The organism is Geosporobacter ferrireducens (assembly GCF_001750685.1).
In the GTDB taxonomy this organism is placed as follows: domain Bacteria; phylum Bacillota; class Clostridia; order Peptostreptococcales; family Thermotaleaceae; genus Geosporobacter; species Geosporobacter ferrireducens.
Genome location: NZ_CP017269.1, coordinates 4,124,604 through 4,141,429 on the forward strand (window position 1 = coordinate 4,124,604; position 16,826 = coordinate 4,141,429).

Annotated in this window: 14 protein-coding genes, 1 riboswitch and 1 other annotated feature; of the genes, 7 read left to right on the forward strand and 7 right to left on the reverse strand. The window is 38.3% G+C overall.

All coding sequences use genetic code 11. The annotated features are described in order from the left end of the window. Positions 1-93: 93 nt before the first annotated feature. The 5 genes from Gferi_RS19445 to Gferi_RS19465 form a co-directional block, all read right to left on the reverse strand. Positions 94-843 (reverse strand): GNAT family N-acetyltransferase, encoded by a 750-nt coding sequence (locus Gferi_RS19445; protein ID WP_069979442.1) that lies wholly within the window; start codon positions 841-843, stop codon positions 94-96. 251 nt (positions 844-1,094) lie between these two features. Continuing rightward, positions 1,095-2,078 (reverse strand): ArsR/SmtB family transcription factor, encoded by a 984-nt coding sequence (locus Gferi_RS19450; protein WP_069979444.1) that lies wholly within the window; start codon positions 2,076-2,078, stop codon positions 1,095-1,097. Between the two features lie 39 nt (positions 2,079-2,117). After that, a complete protein-coding gene (locus Gferi_RS19455) occupies positions 2,118-2,927 on the reverse strand; it encodes an ABC transporter permease (RefSeq protein ID WP_069979446.1) in 810 nt (269 codons plus the stop codon). 4 nt (positions 2,928-2,931) lie between these two features. Next, positions 2,932-3,909, reverse strand: a complete 978-nt coding sequence (locus Gferi_RS19460) for an ABC transporter ATP-binding protein (RefSeq protein ID WP_069979448.1) — start codon at positions 3,907-3,909, stop codon at positions 2,932-2,934. A gap of 11 nt (positions 3,910-3,920) precedes the next feature. Continuing rightward, positions 3,921-4,733 carry an ABC transporter permease gene (locus tag Gferi_RS19465; RefSeq protein ID WP_069979450.1) on the reverse strand — a complete coding sequence of 271 codons (813 nt, stop codon included), beginning with the start codon at positions 4,731-4,733 and terminating at the stop codon, positions 3,921-3,923. 610 nt (positions 4,734-5,343) lie between these two features. Between Gferi_RS19465 and Gferi_RS19470 the strand changes: the two genes are divergently transcribed. The 7 genes from Gferi_RS19470 to cotE (Gferi_RS19500) all read left to right on the forward strand — a co-directional run bounded on the left by Gferi_RS19470 (position 5,344) and on the right by cotE (Gferi_RS19500) (position 13,267). Then, positions 5,344-6,048, forward strand: coding sequence for a hypothetical protein (locus Gferi_RS19470; RefSeq protein WP_156782440.1), 705 nt, complete (start codon positions 5,344-5,346; stop codon positions 6,046-6,048). A 422-nt stretch (positions 6,049-6,470) separates the two neighbouring features. Further along, positions 6,471-6,556: riboswitch (cyclic di-GMP riboswitch) on the forward strand. A 60-nt stretch (positions 6,557-6,616) separates the two neighbouring features. Further along, the gene (locus tag Gferi_RS19475) at positions 6,617-8,605 is read left to right on the forward strand and encodes a methyl-accepting chemotaxis protein (RefSeq protein WP_069981524.1); all 1,989 of its coding nucleotides are present in this window, start codon (positions 6,617-6,619) and stop codon (positions 8,603-8,605) included. Positions 8,606-8,788: 183 nt separating this feature from the next. Continuing rightward, positions 8,789-9,053 (forward strand) — a binding site (T-box leader). 145 nt (positions 9,054-9,198) lie between these two features. After that, the gene (gene ilvB, locus Gferi_RS19480) at positions 9,199-10,935 is read left to right on the forward strand and encodes a biosynthetic-type acetolactate synthase large subunit (RefSeq protein ID WP_069979452.1); all 1,737 of its coding nucleotides are present in this window, start codon (positions 9,199-9,201) and stop codon (positions 10,933-10,935) included. Positions 10,936-11,017: 82 nt separating this feature from the next. Then, entirely contained in the window at positions 11,018-11,224 is a 207-nt protein-coding gene (locus Gferi_RS19485) for an efflux RND transporter periplasmic adaptor subunit (RefSeq protein WP_069979453.1), read from the forward strand. A 185-nt stretch (positions 11,225-11,409) separates the two neighbouring features. Then, complete coding sequence (cotE, locus tag Gferi_RS19490) at positions 11,410-11,994, forward strand: outer spore coat protein CotE (RefSeq protein WP_083273651.1); 585 nt, start codon at positions 11,410-11,412, stop codon at positions 11,992-11,994. 217 nt (positions 11,995-12,211) lie between these two features. Continuing rightward, positions 12,212-12,457 carry a hypothetical protein gene (locus Gferi_RS19495; RefSeq protein ID WP_069979457.1) on the forward strand — a complete coding sequence of 82 codons (246 nt, stop codon included), beginning with the start codon at positions 12,212-12,214 and terminating at the stop codon, positions 12,455-12,457. Positions 12,458-12,682: 225 nt separating this feature from the next. Further along, a complete protein-coding gene (gene cotE, locus Gferi_RS19500) occupies positions 12,683-13,267 on the forward strand; it encodes an outer spore coat protein CotE (RefSeq protein WP_083273652.1) in 585 nt (194 codons plus the stop codon). 201 nt (positions 13,268-13,468) lie between these two features. Here cotE (Gferi_RS19500) and Gferi_RS19505 read toward each other — a convergent pair whose 3' ends face one another. Next, positions 13,469-16,126, reverse strand: coding sequence for an ABC transporter permease (locus Gferi_RS19505; protein ID WP_069979461.1), 2,658 nt, complete (start codon positions 16,124-16,126; stop codon positions 13,469-13,471). A 13-nt stretch (positions 16,127-16,139) separates the two neighbouring features. Further along, a complete protein-coding gene (locus Gferi_RS19510; protein WP_069979463.1) occupies positions 16,140-16,808 on the reverse strand; it encodes an ABC transporter ATP-binding protein in 669 nt (222 codons plus the stop codon). Positions 16,809-16,826: the final 18 nt, after the last annotated feature.

Consider the following 16,826-nt stretch of genomic DNA (forward strand, 5'->3'; position numbering starts at 1 on the left):
TTTTTTACTTATCTTTCTTCCAGTACATCATCATATATTTTACATATTTCGTTATAGTCATAGCTCATCATAATTCCTCCCCGGATTATGTTCTTATTTTCCCAAATTTTTTACCCTATACCAATAGCTGTACTGCTTTTCGTAGCCTAGTTTTTCATAGAGTGCTTTCGCTTCTTCATTGCTATCTACAACCTGAAGATAGGAATGTGTACATCCATCCTGAAGAGCCGTATAAATGAGATCTTCCATTATCTTCATTCCTAACCCTCTACGCCGTTTTTCCTTATGAACACCTACATCATACACTCCTACATAGCCTCTTTCTGCTACGCCAAGAGCTACAGCAGCAATTTTCCCATCCTCCAGGATATATCCATAATAGGTGTCCGGCACGATGCATTGCAGCATTTTATGTAGGGTAACTGCATTCGGGTAACTAATCTGATTCATGTGAACAAAGGCTTCAAACCAGTCATCTTTGAATCCTTTATATATGACAGCATTCTTTTTACTCTGCTCCTTTATCTGAAACTTGGATATATTTTTTAACATAACGTTGGTTTTTGCCTCATAGACATACCCCTTTCCCTGTAATATTTCATCAATTTTATATGCCTCTGTACACTCCGTAAGTTTAAAAACGGTGGCCAAATGATTTTTTCTAAACAGGCTCTCACAAATTTCTATGTTTTTTTCTGTATCCGTGCTGCATGGATAGATTGGATTCACAGAATTTGCCCGTTTTGAATAACCATTGGCAAATCTGAGTATCCATCCATTTAAAAATACTGTAGAGAGGGCAGGAAGTGCGTTCATAGATAACTCCTCAATTTTTTGTATCATTTTATCTCCTCCTTAAAAATATAATCGGAGTTTAGGTCTTATCTTACTTCAAGATGCCTACCACCATTTGTATGTTCGCAGCTGACGTGGGAGTGGCTTACGCTTGGGGGGAAATATAGGATGATAGCGATCAACGCTTTGGATCATATGGTGGACGCATGGACGTCTACTTATATAAAAGGCAATTATAAAATTTACAATCCGCCGGCGAAGTAAGCCTGCCAAACTTTTGAAATAGAATAATAATCCTGTTATTTTCTGAGGGAGAAATTCAAGTATTCATATATTTCCAGCGGTATCTTATCCAGTATAAAAGTATTCATATAGTAATAAATGAAACTGCCCTTTCTCTCTTTATACAAGAGCTCAGCATCATAAAGCAGCTTCAGGTGCTTTGAAATACATGCTTCAGTAAGATTTAACTCCTGTGCCAGGCTTTGGGTTGAAGATTTACCCCCATGTATACACCTCAATATTTTAAGCCTGGTTTCATCGGCCAATGCCTTCGTAATTCTTAGCAAATCGCCGGGCACTACATCGGAGCCCCTGTCTAAGTGGGCTCTTATCGTAAACTGTACCATCTGATTTCCATAATCCATTAACAGATGGGGATCGATAAAGGAGCTTACTCTTATGATGATTTGCTTAAGACTGTTAAAGGGTATGGTAAATAGTGTATATTTGTGAAATAGAAAGGCCTCCTCGGTCACTTCAATCCTGCTGTGAAGCTTTTTTACATAATTAATAATACCCATTTTTTCATACATTTCAGAATTTCTTTTAAGGCATCGTACCAGCAGCGGTTCAATAAACCGTAATTCTCTCTCAAAGTAGCCAAGATAATATTCTTTCAGTCCGCTGATCACTTCCCGCTTAGTATTTTCGGTAAATGGGATATCTCCCTGAGCCTTATATTTCAGAAGCACATATTGAAAATCATCCAAGGGTAAGTCTTCCATATAGTTTAATGCTGCTATTACATTAAAATCATTGCAAGGTTCATGAATGTTGCAAAGATCCATTATGGTGCACCAGTCAAATGTACTTTTTCCAAGCTCCCTTAAACGTCCAAATAGTTTATCTGGGATACTTTTTTTCATTTCTTCAGCCCACATAAGACGTTCCAGATGATGTTCCGGCTTTATAAGGACATGAATACTACATAACATTTCAAATAGTGGAGAATAAACGAATTCAATGCTCCAATTCCCATATCTTCCTGAATAAACTTTCATTCCATCCCCCTATTCCATTTCCTCCCATTATACCACAATTTAAAACAAGGCCATATTGCCGGTTTTTTTTGCATATCGTTCTCCTGCCCGCAAACAGGTGCAAATAAGAATAAAAGTAACCAGGATAATCCATATGCTTGCTTGAAAAAATCCCTTTAGTTCATAGAGACTCTCCCCATTTAAAAAAGCCCTCCGCATGGCTTCAACTACATAGGTCAGTGGAAAGATAAAACTAATTATTTTTGCCCAGAGAGGAAATACGATCGTAGGAACTTTAACCCCTGAGAATACTTCCATTGGCTCCTCCAATACAGTAAATAGGAATCCGGTATCCCGGGAGAATAAGAACAAAGCATTTAGCAGCATTCCCCAAGCCACTGCTATGATCATCATAAGAATCGTTACCAGCAGTGCTGCAGGAAGATTGATATGAAAATACTTATACTTCGCTAATAGAATGCACCCGGAAAATACGACCATAACCCATACGCTTTCAAAAACAGAAGATATGGCATTACCAAGAATTACGCTAAATCTGCTGGCTGGCGAAAGATAGATAAGTTCCAGCGTTCCGAACTGCCGTTCAAAGGAGAAAAACCACGCCGATTGAACAAGGGATCGAAAAAAGTTCATACAGATATACCCTAAAAGAATAAAGATAATTAAATTTTCCTGATGGAGGTAGGCGATGGGTGTATTTTCAATCCTAAAGGGTTTAAAACTGTAATAAGAAGATAAGAAACTAATAATGGGCCAGATAAATAATGACACATAGATGATTTTACTGTGAAAATAATTTTTGTGCTGTTTGATCATTTCTGCCTTGACGGTTTTTAAAAAATTTTCCATTTTATCAAGCCCCCTTTGAAAGTTTTATGATTGCATCTTCAAGTTTTGGCTCTTCCTCAAAAAGTTTATGTATTACCAACCGGTGGTCTATACAGGCCTTTGAAATGATACCTTTTAAATCTAAGGATGAAGTAATAATAAATCCACCTTCTCTATCTTCCGCCTGCACAGTGGCTGTTTTATCAGCAGAAGTACATGCTTCACAGAGGATCTGATGGATATTCCCTTTGCTTCTCTCAAGGTTGAGATACAATGTCTTTTTATTCATGCCAATCATGGCCAATTCCTTTGGTGTTCCTTTTGCTATAACTTCACCTTTATTTAATATGTATACATAATCACAAAGTTCTTCAATTTCAGCCATATAATGGGATGTCAGCAGGATTCCCTTTCCCTCTTCGGAAGCAATACTTTGAATATGGGTTCTCAGTTCCCTTGAAATCACTGAATCTAGCCCTAAGGTTGGTTCATCCATGAAAATATAGTCCGGGTTGTTGATCAGTCCCCGCGCTATCTGCAACCTTTGTTTCATTCCCTTTGAATAGTTCTCTACCGGTACATCTTGCTTTTCTTCAATTCCAACGAGCTTTAAAAGATAATCAATCCGTTCGGAAAGAACCCTGTTCTCAATGCCATAGAGCTGACCGAAGTACCAAAGATTTTCTCTGCCTGTAAGTCTCCAGTAAATCATTCGTTCGCCGCCGGCAATCATATTTATTTTCTTTTTTACCTGCATGGAGTCCTTTACCGCATCAATTCCATCCATTGTGATCCTTCCAGCTGTGGGCAGCAGTAGTGTGGACAGCATCTTGATACTGGTCGTCTTTCCGGCACCGTTTATTCCTAGCAGTCCAACAATTTTTCCTTTTTCAATTTCCATATCCAGCTTTTTTACTGCTTCAACACATCTTTTTTCTGATTTTAAGAAACCTATTTTTGCTTTTGTTTCGTATGTTTTTTTCAAGCTTTCAACAACAATCATTTTTTAACCTCCTATCCATGAATTTTTTCAAGGGCAATTCCCTCTATCTTTTTCATCAGTTTAAATCCTATGCAGCAATAGACTGTGCTCAAAATGAGTAAATGAGCAATCCGGCCGATTTGCTCCCCTATTCCCAACCCTAAAAGGGTTGTATTTCTAATCAATATAACTGCATCGGTTACAGGAATAAGCTTTGATATCCATTGAATATTTCTCGGTAAGTACTGATGGGGAAAAGTAATTCCGCATAAGAAGAACAACAGAGCAAACAATGTATTTTGTGAGATATATGTATCCCGAAAATACAGCATAATACAAGCTAGAACCATTGAAAGGGAAAAAAAAGAAAATAAAGCGATGATAAATGAGAATATAAAAGATAAAGCATTAAAGTTTGCAAAGTTTACTCCAAAAGGAATGCTGAAAAGCATCAAAATGAGTATTTCTCCACTTGTCGTAACTACCTGCTGCAGCATATTTCCTAAAAAATACTGTATCCGTTTAAAGGGCGCAATCATTATACTGTCCAATGTTCCTTCCCGCAGCTCTGTAATAAGGCTTCTGCTTACATTCAGGCATGTTCTTACAACATATAGATATACTGCAGTTCCAACAATAACGAAGCTCATATAATCTCCTGTTCCTGCATAATAGGCAAAAGAGCGGTTCATATTGCCCTTGAAGAACAAATGATACATGAAGTATGCTGAAATCGCTGTATATAGACCGGTTAACAAATTACCGATGAAGAAATGCTTGGGATACGCTCTTAATTGAATGATAAAATTTCTCTTCATTGTAGCTTTAAGCGTTTTAAATTCCATAAAAAGCCCCTTTCTAAAATCTAATTAACTGATTAGCTAATCACTTTGCATGTACCCTTAAGGTGTATAGATTATATTCAGAGAGGGAATTCTTGTCAATATTGAATTTAATGGATCGAAACAGTAAAATGGAAAGGGAGCCTCACCATTCTAAGGAAAGGATTGTAAAGGTGTTGCTAGGATACTTAATTTAGAGGATAATTTAAATTTCCAGGTAATCGGAAGTGATGATGTCGTGTATTTGAAACATATCAGACAATAAGCTTTGGGAGCATTAAGACGGGAAAAAGCCGTAAATGATCTGCATGATAAAAATGCATACATTTACGGCTTCTTTATATAGATTATCTTTAAGCATCAAAAGAGACTATAAATGAAGTAAGAACTTTCTGAAAAAAACAATTGGTTACGGCATCAACTTTTAAATAATTTGAGTTTCAGGGGAAAGAAAAGAGCAAAAATTGGGAAGTAAATTAATAAGATAGAGTAAGAAAAATAAATAGATCAGCAAGACAAATTACAGGGTCAAAGCTCTTGGGAATCCTTCCTGAAATTGAGCTTCAAATATAGTTAGAGTAAATACATGTAATGGTGGGGAGAACCTATGCGCATGGATATTGCAGCGATTAGATTGTCATTACTAATGCTTCCGGGAATTATAGGGCTAAAAGTATATAAGAAACTTGTTGGAAGATATCCGCATAGAGAATGGGAGGAGCTAACTGAAATACTCATTTTTTCAGTTTTTTCCTACAGTTTCTTAAATTTAATAATATCCTCCCTAGGCTCATATGTTCCCTTTGTTAAAACGAGGGAATCCTACGACTTTAATAATTTATTAAACGAAATTTTTACTAAAAATGAATTGAACTTTAATTTGGTAATCGTAATCTACGCTTCAGGGATATCCGCCATTTTAGCCTATATTTTCGCATTCATTAGTCAAAAAAACATTATAAATCTTATCGGACAAAAGCTGAAGGTAACCCGAAGGGACGGAGACATAGATCTATGGGACAAATTCCATAATACATATAATGAATGGGTATATATAAGGGACCATAAACTAAATTTAACATACTTTGGCCATATAGACCGCTTCTCCGATCTAGGATCGAAAAAACAGCTCATATTAACACAGGTTTCTGTTTATAACATTGATAGTGAATACCTTTATGATGCAGATGTTGTATATTTGTGCAGGGATGATGACGATTTATCTATTGAGATAAATGCTTATGAAAGAGAATCTATCCTGGGATCAAATTGTGAGGAGGTAGAAAATAATGGACAAAACCAATGGGAAGATCGTTAAAGGAGGCAAAAATCCACCTCCAAGTAAACCGAAGCCTCCAACGGTACCACCTTCACAAAGAAAATAGCATTATTGCCAGCATTCCATAGGCCATTTCAGATAATCAGAAGTGACGGTGTCAACCGTCCATTTGTACTTCGAATAACCTCAAATATTATGAAAATAAACATGTAAAATGGGAAAATACGCCTTATGGAAAATCGGATAGGCAAATCATATTGTTTTCTTTTGTACAGTTTTATCTGAGAAGCAGCTATCTGATGCCTTGTTATCTTCTTATATTGAGATATGTTGTAATAAAAAATATGATTAAATTGTTTAAAAATTGTGACGATATACAATTAAATAGTAGAAAAAAACAATATTACTGAGTTTTTATACTTTAAAATATGAACAATAGATATTTAAAAAATATATTCTAAAAATTGTAAAAGTAAAGCCATTGAAAGGTGGTAACACAAAGTCGTGAGTCTAAGTCATTTTATGATAGGATAGCTGGGTTGCCTATTTTTATCATGCAGGATTAGTCGGAATATTCTATAAAAAATACAAAGAGGGGAGAATACAAATGAAAAGCATCAAAACAAAACTAATTATTTCTTTTTGTATCTTGATTTTATTATCATCTGTTATTTTGGGCACGATTTCTTTACAAAGCGTCAGTAAAACGCTTACTAAAGAAGCAGAAAAGACACTTAGTTCACTAGCCCTTAAAGGAGCAGAAGTAATAGAGGGGAGAATTGCAACGCATAGGCGAACCTTGGAAATGATAGCATTGAGAGATGATATTGGGAGTATGGATTGGGAAATACAACAGCCTATATTACAAAGACAAGTAGAAAGAACAGATTTTATTGAACTTGGAGTTATGCAGCCCGATGGAACTGTTTACTATTCAAGTGGGAGGACGATACAATTAGGTGAGAAGGATCCTACTAGAAAAGCTTTGGAAGGCGATAAGCATGCACATAATTTTGGAATCAGCCCTTCAACGCAGGATATTGTATTAGCGTATGCGATTCCTATTGAAAGAGATGGTAAAGTAGTTGGAGCACTACTAGGTCGTAGGGATGGAAATGTCCTAAGTGAGATTGCAGATGATATAGGATATGGTGATGACGGATATGGCTATATTATTAATAATAATGGAATAATCATTGGACATCCTGACAGAGAAAAGGTATTTAAACAATCCACTCCAATTGAAGAAGCAAAGAATGATGAAAGTCTATCTCCAGTGGCAGAATTATTTGAAAAAATGCTAGAGGAAAAAACAGGAATTCGTAACTATTCTTTTCAAGGCAATGATTTGTATGCTGCGTATGCATCTATTCAAAATACCAATTGGATATTGGTTATTACCGCTAATGAGAGAGAAGTATTATCGGCAATTCCAGAAATACAGAAAAGAATTATTATATTTGCGTCTGTAATTTTGCTAGTAAGTATTGCAATTACATATTTAATTGGTAACTCAATTACAAAGCCTATTATTAGAATAGCAGATCATTCCAAAAAAATAGCTAATCTGGATATTACCCATGATGTTCCTGAAAGCTTTCTAAAAAAGAAAGATGAAATTGGAGCATTATCAAAAGCACTACAAAGTATAACGAATAACCTTAGAGAGATTATCCGGGAAATCAGTAATTTTTCTAAACAAGTGGCTGTTGCTTCTGAGGAACTGACGACTACTTCGCAACAATCAGCAACTGCTGCCGAAGAGGTATCAAAAACCGTAGAGGAGATAGCCAGAGGTGCTTCCGGACAAGCACGAAACACAGAGGAGGGCTCTTCAAAGGCTATTTTATTAGGAGAGACCATTGGAAAAGACCAGGATTATATAAAAAATTTAAATACTGCTTCAAATAAGGTAACAGAAGTTGTTAGTGGAGGCTTAAAAGAAATAGACAATCTGTCTAGAATAACAGAAGAAAGTAACGGTGCGACAAAAGAAATTTACGAAGTAATAGTGAAAACCAATGATAGTTCTAATAAAATTGGACAAGCCAGTAATGTAATCGCTTCCATAGCAGAGCAAACGAACCTCCTAGCATTAAATGCCGCTATAGAAGCTGCCAGAGCAGGGGAGGCCGGAAGGGGATTTGCAGTAGTTGCAGAAGAAATTAGAAAACTCGCAGAACAATCTTCAGCCTCTACAAAGGCTATTGATGAAATTGTTAATGAATTGCAGAATAATGTTCAGAATGCAGTGAAAACTATGGAAAGGGTATCTGCTATTTCGAAAGAACAGACAAGAAGTGTAGTGCAAAATAAAGACAAATACCTATTGATAGACCAAGCAATGAAGGATGCGGAGCAGGCGGTTGAACAGTTAAATGCTTCAGGGGAAGAAATGGAGAAGATGAAAGATGAAATATTAGATACTTTGCAAAATCTTTCTGCTATTGCAGAGGAAAACGCTGCTGCAACGCAGCAGGCAACAGCCTCCATGGAAGAACAAACTGCTTCAATAGAAGAAATCGCAAGTGCCAGTGAAGGTTTATCAGAATTGGCACAGAATCTTCAGTCTATCATTATGAAGTTTAAAGTTTAGATTGGCGGGTAGTTTTCACCAAATTTTATTATGATTCGTTATCATACTTTAGCAAAAGGAATTAAAACACTACTAGGTTCACCTATAGAATAATTTCTAGAAATAAATGCTATATTTGTATAATATTGTTGACAAGTTTATAAAATATAGTTATAATACTATCTAACATATTTAAATTAAATAAATTAAGCGATAATAGAGAGAAAGATATTTTTGAATTAACTACAGAGAACCAATATTTGCTGAGAGTTGGTGTTAATAGAAATATGTAATAATCACTCTTAGCTTCTGCGCTGAAAAATGGAAATCTAGTAAGCAAAGACGTGTAACTACGATAAATGTTTAGGATTCACTAATGACAATAATTTGTTAAAGTCGATCTGAATGAGTGATAACTTTTTAGTTATAAGATAAGGTGGTACCGCGGAAGCAATCTTTCGTCCTTATGAATGCACATTTGTGTATTTATAAGAACGGAAGATTTTTTATTTTGCAAAAAAGAATCTAGACATGGTTAATTATAAAAAATTAAACACTATTAAACCTTATTTCATTTTCTAATCAATAATATAAGAAGAAAGAGGGAGTATATTGTGAAAGTTACAGGAGCTAGATTATTAGTAGAAGCACTTAAAAAAGAAAATGTAGAAGTAGTCTTTGGATATCCTGGAGGATATATTATTCCTGCATTTGATGAGCTTTATGGTGAAGAATCCATAGAACTTATTTTGCCAAGGCACGAGCAAGGGCTTATCCATGCCGCAGACGGATATGCACGCTCCACAGGCCGGGTAGGTGTCTGCTTAGTAACCAGCGGACCAGGTGCTACCAATACCATTACAGGATTAGCAACAGCGAACTTTGATTCCGTTCCGATTGTCTGCTTTACGGGTCAAGTGCCATTGAAGCTTATTGGCAAGTCTGCATTTCAGGAGGCTGATGTGGTCGAACTAACCAAATCAGTGTGTAAACGTAATTATATAGTAAATGACAGAAAAGACTTAGGCTATATAATAAAAGAAGCTTTTTATATAGCTTCTACCGGTCGTCCTGGTCCTGTAGTTGTTGATTTATCCGTTGATATACTAAAGGCTATGGGTGATGATTACTATCCTGAAACTACAAATGTGAGTGGATATTGTCCGTTGATAAAAGGAGACCCAAGGCAAATAGCAATGGTCGCGGAAAAACTTTCAAAGGCTAGCAAACCCCTTCTCCTAGCGGGTGGAGGTCTTCACGTTTCCAATGGCTGTGATATTTTTAGAGAGTTTGCAGAAAAGATTGGTGCTCCTGTTGTATCCTCTCTATTAGGAAAAGGTACAATTCCCGGGGACCATCCTTTATATATTGGAATGGTCGGTATGCACGGTGTCTACGCTGCCAATAAGGCAATCACTGATTGCGATTTGCTTTTTACCATAGGAACAAGATTAAATGATAGAATGACAGGCAATCTTGACTATTTTGCACCAAATGCTGAAATCATTCATATTGATATTGACCCAACGAATATTGGAAAGAACGTGCCTGTAGAAATTTCCATCGTTGGAGATGCTAAAGCAATATTAGAGCAGCTTTTGCCTCTGGTCAGAAAAGTGGATATCATTCATTGGATAAAAGAGATCAAAACTTGGGAAAAAGAGCATTCACTTAAAGTTATTCCAGGAAAAGAGCGACTTTCACCTACAGAGGTTATTCAATGTATGAATGAGCAATTCCCTGAAGCTATAACTACCACCGATGTTGGTCAGCACCAAATGTGGACGTCACAATTTTATAGAATTTATAAAACAAGGACATTTTTGAGTTCCGGTGGCTTAGGCACTATGGGCTACGGTCTTCCTGCTGCCATAGGGGCACAAATAGGAAATAGAGAAAAAAGAGTACTGGTTATTTCTGGTGACGGCGGATTACAAATGAATATCCAAGAGCTCGCTATAGCAGTACAACAGGAACTGCCTTTAATTATAGCTGTCATTAACAATAACTTTCTAGGTATGGTAAGACAGTGGCAAGGGCTATTTCATGATAGAAAGTACTCTGGAACCTGTCTTAAAAAAACTATCACTTGTCCGAAAATGTGCAATACCCCTAGTGAAAATTGTCCTTCCTATACACCAGATTTTGTTAAACTAGCTGAAGCTTATGGTGCTATTGGTATCCGTGTATCAAAGCAAGAAGAAATACTTCCAGCTCTTAAAAAAGCAAAGGCGTCTTTAAAAACACCAGTGCTAATAGACTTTTTAGTAGAATATGAAGCAGATGTTTTGCCAATGGTGCCTTCAGGCTCTCCCTTAGATAAGATGCTTTTAACAGAAGAGATGAAATAGGAGTGTCACAAGCATCGTTAATGAATGAGCGTGTGCTATCTTTAGCTCGGAGTGCAGTTCAATCAGTAGGGAAAATGTACTGTTGATTTCAGAAAACGCAGTATTTCAACAGGAAGGTAAGGCGTATGTTTTGGTTAACGAAAATAACATAGCCGTATTAAGAGAAATTCAAAAAGGTATCGAGAGTAAAAAGCAGATAGAGGTAATTACGGGCCTCCAAGAGGGAGAAGAGGTCATTCTTTCGCCAGACGTGAAAATGGAGAGTGGAGTAGGTATAAAGAAGCAATAGGATTGCTATTCAATATTTTTATGCATTTACTGCTTTTATTGTTGTGGCAAAAATGATTATTGCGCCCATATCTTTGTTAAGGTGTGGGCGTTTTTAATAAAATAAATGATATTAAATAGCACATCTTAGAAAATAGTGAATACAATGAGTATTAAAAGAAAACTTTTTGATGTAAAGGAGGGGCAATGATGGATAAAAAAAATGAAGGAAGAATGCGGACAATTATAACTACTGCTGTTTGTGGAAACGCCAGTCATATATATCAAACAACCATTCATATTACAGGAAATGAAAATGCAGATCCCAGTCGTGTTTTAGGTTGTACCATTACGAATGCTAAAATTGTTGATAGTAAATTTGAAAATTCCAATATAAAAAACATTAATGTAAGAGTAAATGGCCAATTTGAAATACATGTGTGGTACGAAGCTAATGGAGATACAAAAATTTCAAAAAATATTGCAAAGTTTTCTGAATTAATTCAAGTAGAGAATATAGAAGGAATTAGCCTAAGTACGGAAACGGATCATAAAAGTTCAATTATAACCAAAATCAATAAAGACCCTGTATCTCTTGGAACTTCGGTTGTAAATATATCTGGAGTACCAACCATCGCCATTCAAGTAGAATATGAACTAGGAGTAGAAGTAGTGGGAGAAGTAAGATTAGAAGTTTTAACGTATCCAAATAATCCCCAACAAGAGGAAGATGAAACCCATATATCCGAGACGATTTTTTCCGGAGAAGAATATGGAGAAGATGATGATTAAGCTACTTTAGTGTGTCTGCAATATAATAGAAATATAATGAAAAAGAACTGCTGGGATAAAACGGCAGATCTTTTTTTGATCTATATTTTTTTCAGGAGCCAGTATTTTTCTTTCATCAATTTCTGGGCATATTTATAATCATAAAAAAATAAAATTTATTATACCCTTTTCTGGCAATGAGAATATAATGAACTAAAAGAAAAAGGGGGGTGTAAAAATGAACTATAGAGAAAAATATGAAAGTTCAAAATCAGAATGTTTAAAACATGTTAAAACGATCATTGGCGAATTAATGAAGGAAGAGTTAGAAGTGGAAGGCATGGAAGTAGTTATTCCCGATGATAAAGATTTAGAGTATAAAATTAAATACGAAAATGATGAGTATGAAGGAAGTTTTTCTATTAAAATTGGTTGGGTTAACAAAGAAATAGTAGAAGAAGAAGAGGAAGAGGAAGAAGTGTAAAACCTTAAAAAAATAGTAAATAGTGAGAGATTTTCCCTATTTACTATTTTTTATTGACTATTATATCGGCGATCAATACATTTAGATGAATATCCTTTCATAGTAGACACTACTCTTTTAAAGGAGTAGTGTTTTGTTATAAAATAAATGAACTAAATAACACATCTAAGAAAATGGTGAATATAATGAACATAAAAAGAAAATGTTTTGATGTAAAGGAGGGTAATGATGGACAAAGAAAATGCAGGAAGAATGCGGACAATTATAACTACTGCTGTTTGTGGAAATGCCAGTGATGTATATCAAACAACCATTCATATTACAGGAAATGAAAATGCAGATCCCAGTCGTGTTTTAGGTTGTACCATCACGAATGCTAAAATTGTTGATAGTAAATTTGAAAATTCCAATATAGAAAACATTAATGTAAGAGTAAATGGCCAATTTGAAATACATATATGGTACGAAGTCAATGGAGATACAAAAATTTCAAAAAATATTGCAAAATTTTCTGAATTAATTCAAGTAGAGAATATAGAGGGGATTAGCTTTATTGAAGAAAAATGCTTTAATCAGTTAATAATAGCCAAAATCAATAAAAAATCCATATCTCTTGGAACCTCGGTTGTAAATATATCTGGAGTACCAACCCTTGCTATTCAGGTAGAATATGAACTAGGAGTAGAAGTAGTGGGAGAAGTAAGATTAAAAGTTTTAACGTATCTCGATAATCCTCCAAGAGAGGGAGATGAAACCGATATCCCCGAGCCGGTTTTTTCCGGAGAAGAATATGGAGAAGATGATGATTAAGCTACTTTAGTGTGTCTGTAATATAATAGAAACATAATAAAAAAGAACTGCTGTAATATGACGGGTAGTCACAAAGACAAATTGTAAACCGACCCCAAGGGTAAAACGGATACGAAAAACAGTAGGAGGAATGCTGATACATTCCTCCTACTGTTTTCTATATGCATATGGTTAACTTTGTCAATTGATTGATTTTTCCTATTATTCTGTTTCCCTCAGGCGCTCAACGATGGAATACTTGGAAACAGCACGGTAGACTGTCAGCGGCAGTGTAATACCGAGTATAACAAAAATCGGCGCAACGCAGAGTATGGGCAGAACTGTGAAGCGATAAGTAAAGAACCAGAACATACTGCCCAGCACATTGGACAACAGCGGTCCGAAAACAACACTGAGCATCAACGATACCACCACTGCACCGAGCGCGTAATAAAGCCCTTCACAGATCAGCATTGTTTTCAGTTGTTTGCCGGTCATGCCGATGGATTGGAGCACTGCAAATTCCCTGCGGCGGATCAGAATACCCGTTAGAATAGCGTTAAGGAAATTAAGCACGCCCACAAGTCCGATGATAAAGCTCAACACGCCGCCCAGCATCAGGAACATATTGCGGAAGGAGTCAAATTCCTCGGCGTAGGTTGCCTTGCTCTCGTAGTCGAACTGCGGCATCTGCTCATTCGTCAAATCGGACAGAAAAGCTTCCATAGCAGCAGTGCTTTCATCCTTTGTATCGCAGGCGTAATACATTACGGAATTGGTGCCTGTATCACGAATAAACGTCTGGTCGTTCATGACGAACTCATCGGCACCATAATAGCGGTAGCTGAGGGAGTGCGGCACACAAATCAGGGCCGCCACTTCGTAATCAATATCCTGATAAGTCTTTGCACGATATCGGTAAGCTTGATCGTCAGGTATGTTATTGGGATCAAGAATCTCGCCCGTGTTGGGAGCATAATATTCGTATTCCGTCACAAAGCGCAGTGTAACGGTATCACCAAGTTTCGCCCAATGGGAGTTTAAATTAGGGTTGCCATAGTCATTTTCGCTGTACACAGCGGCGACATACCGTCCACCCGGTTCGTAGAGTTTGGACAAATCGCCCTCCAGCACCCGGAGTTTGTCGATGGCGTAGCGTTCCATACCGTAAAGCTGTACCCGATCGGCAAGCAGACCTTCCTCATTCTTCTCCATAAAGGCAACAGCGTGATCTAAAGTTTCTTTATCATTCCACTTGCTGTTCATCGCACGATAATAGTCTTCGGTGACAAATTCCTCCACGGTGCTGCATTTGCCATAGACCCGTCCGCCTGCTTCAATTCCGGGCTGGGTTTTCATCATGGAGACGACACCCTCGGGCAGGGCATGATCGCTGTCCCAAAAACTTCCCACCTGAAAGTAGACTGCATCCGCTAAAATAAAGTCTGAAGCCATCTTTGATAAATATTTATCCATATCAAAGCCGTTGGTAAAGGTAATCGTCATGTTGAACAGCACCACTGCCAGAGACAGAGAAATCACCGTTACCGTTGTCTTGCTGCGGCTACGACCCAAATTCGCCCATGCCATTTTAGGCAGTGATGCACCGGATTGTGCTTTGCGTATGGACTTCTTATTACCCGTTCCCTCGGTGTAGCGCACAGCTTCCACAGGAGACACTCTTGCCGCCATGTGCCCCGGCCTTCGACAGGAGATCATTACAGTGATCAGAGCAAAGGCTGCCGAGCCAATGAAAATCAGCGGACTTGCCGATACAGTGTCCTGCACTACGCCGTTGAGGCGGGAGAGTAGCACAGGAGTTAGTTTGATGCCGATGCCATAGCCGATCAGCAAGCCCAGAGGGATGCCAACCAATGACAACAGTAGTGCCTGCTGCCGGATAATACGCCGCAGCTGCCGTCCCGTAGTCCCAATAGTCTTGAGCAGTCCGTAAAAACGAATATCGTTCGAAACGGAGATCTGAAATACGTTATAGATAATAAGATAGCCTGTAAAGATGATAATCAGCAGCAGCCCCACAATGGCAATAGTGGTTATAGGGTCGATATTATCCGAGAGCTGTGAGCCAGTATAGCCCCAATTGATACCAATTGAGACGTAATTGCTTCCCGCAGAACGGCTTTCCCGCTGGTAGCCGTGATTTTCCAGAATTTTGTCCATATCCCGCTCAATATGCAGCGAGCTGCCCACCATCACGTCCAGGTTCCATGAGCCGGTCATGCCGTCTGTGCCGATACCGTTTCCGATGCCAACTTGATTATAGATGGCCTGTGCGCGGCTGTTAGGAATCAGCACATGATTGGCAACGATTGCTTCGTCATATTCCCACCATCCGCAAAGGGTAAAGGTTTCAGTGATTTTCGTTCCGTCCACGTTAAAGGTCAAGGTAAATTGATTGCCCAGTACAGGCTCGACGCCCAATAGTTCCAACATCCGGGTATCGGTAGCGGCTTCGTTGGTGTCTTCGGCGGGCAGATGGCCTTCGACGGGGTCGCAGTACATCCAATGCGCCTGATTTGCATCGCTGTGTCCTACCTCGACATGAGATTTATTGAACGGCGCATCACTGGACATACCCACAAAGCGTCGCAAACCGTACCGCTTGATGAGAGGATCGGTTTTTAATTCGTTGAACTGTTCTTCGGTCATATATTTGAACGTACCATGGCTCCAGCCACCGACCTGACGGAAGTTGGCCTCCTGGATTGAACGGTTGATGGAAAGTGCCACCGTGAATAGGGAGGTAAACAGCACAGTGGTCAGCGCAATGGCAATTATTGCTATAATATTTCTTGTTTTCGCCGCTTTCATGCTTTTTATACTCAGCTGGCGAATACATTTTCGGTTGGCTACATTCATGCTTTGCACCTCCTTATCGAGTGACGATCAAGCCGTCCTCGATGCGGACGATACGGTCGGCAAGCTGGGCTATTTCTTCATTGTGAGTAATCATTACAATGGTTTGGGCAAATTTTTGGCTTGTGACCTTTAAAAGCCCCAACACATCCTGACTAGTTTTGGAATCCAGATTGCCGGTGGGTTCATCTGCCAAAACGATGGCTGGCTTTGTGGCCAAAGCACGTGCAATAGCAACACGTTGCTGCTGTCCGCCGGAGAGGTTGTTGGGCAGATTACGCAGTTTTGACTGCAGGCCCAGTGTTTCGATAATGCTGTCTGCATATGCAGAATCGGGCATGTTGCCGTCCAGCTGGATGGGCAAAACGATATTTTCATAGACGTTGAGCACAGGAACCAAATTATAATTCTGAAACACAAAGCCAATCTTGCGGCGACGGAAGATGGTTAACTCTTCGTCCTTCAGGGAGAAGATATCTTTGCCGTCCACTGTGACCGTGCCGCTACTGGGGCGATCCAGCCCGCCCAGCATGTGAAGGAGCGTGCTTTTGCCGCTGCCGGATGTGCCGACAATAGCTACAAGTTCTCCTTTTTCAACCTGCAGATTTACGCCCGCCAAGGCATGAACGGTATTTTCCCCGGCGCCGTAAACCTTTTTTATATCATGTGTCTGCAAAATAATCATCATAAATACCTCCAAATA

Bases quoted from the DNA above. Each gene is read 5' to 3' on its own strand.
- Gferi_RS19510 (WP_069979463.1), bottom strand. From the start codon at position 16,808: ATGATTATTTTGCAGACACATGATATAAAAAAGGTTTACGGCGCCGGG.
- cotE (WP_083273652.1), top strand. From the start codon at position 12,683: ATGATGGACAAAGAAAATGCAGGAAGAATGCGGACAATTATAACTACT.
- Gferi_RS19475 (WP_069981524.1), top strand. From the start codon at position 6,617: ATGAAAAGCATCAAAACAAAACTAATTATTTCTTTTTGTATCTTGATT.
- Gferi_RS19465 (WP_069979450.1), bottom strand. From the start codon at position 4,733: ATGGAATTTAAAACGCTTAAAGCTACAATGAAGAGAAATTTTATCATT.
- Gferi_RS19455 (WP_069979446.1), bottom strand. From the start codon at position 2,927: ATGGAAAATTTTTTAAAAACCGTCAAGGCAGAAATGATCAAACAGCAC.
- Gferi_RS19470 (WP_156782440.1), top strand. From the start codon at position 5,344: ATGGATATTGCAGCGATTAGATTGTCATTACTAATGCTTCCGGGAATT.
- Gferi_RS19495 (WP_069979457.1), top strand. From the start codon at position 12,212: ATGAACTATAGAGAAAAATATGAAAGTTCAAAATCAGAATGTTTAAAA.
- Gferi_RS19445 (WP_069979442.1), bottom strand. From the start codon at position 843: ATGATACAAAAAATTGAGGAGTTATCTATGAACGCACTTCCTGCCCTC.
- cotE (WP_083273651.1), top strand. From the start codon at position 11,410: ATGATGGATAAAAAAAATGAAGGAAGAATGCGGACAATTATAACTACT.
- Gferi_RS19460 (WP_069979448.1), bottom strand. From the start codon at position 3,909: ATGATTGTTGTTGAAAGCTTGAAAAAAACATACGAAACAAAAGCAAAA.
- Gferi_RS19450 (WP_069979444.1), bottom strand. From the start codon at position 2,078: ATGAAAGTTTATTCAGGAAGATATGGGAATTGGAGCATTGAATTCGTT.
- Gferi_RS19505 (WP_069979461.1), bottom strand. From the start codon at position 16,126: ATGAATGTAGCCAACCGAAAATGTATTCGCCAGCTGAGTATAAAAAGC.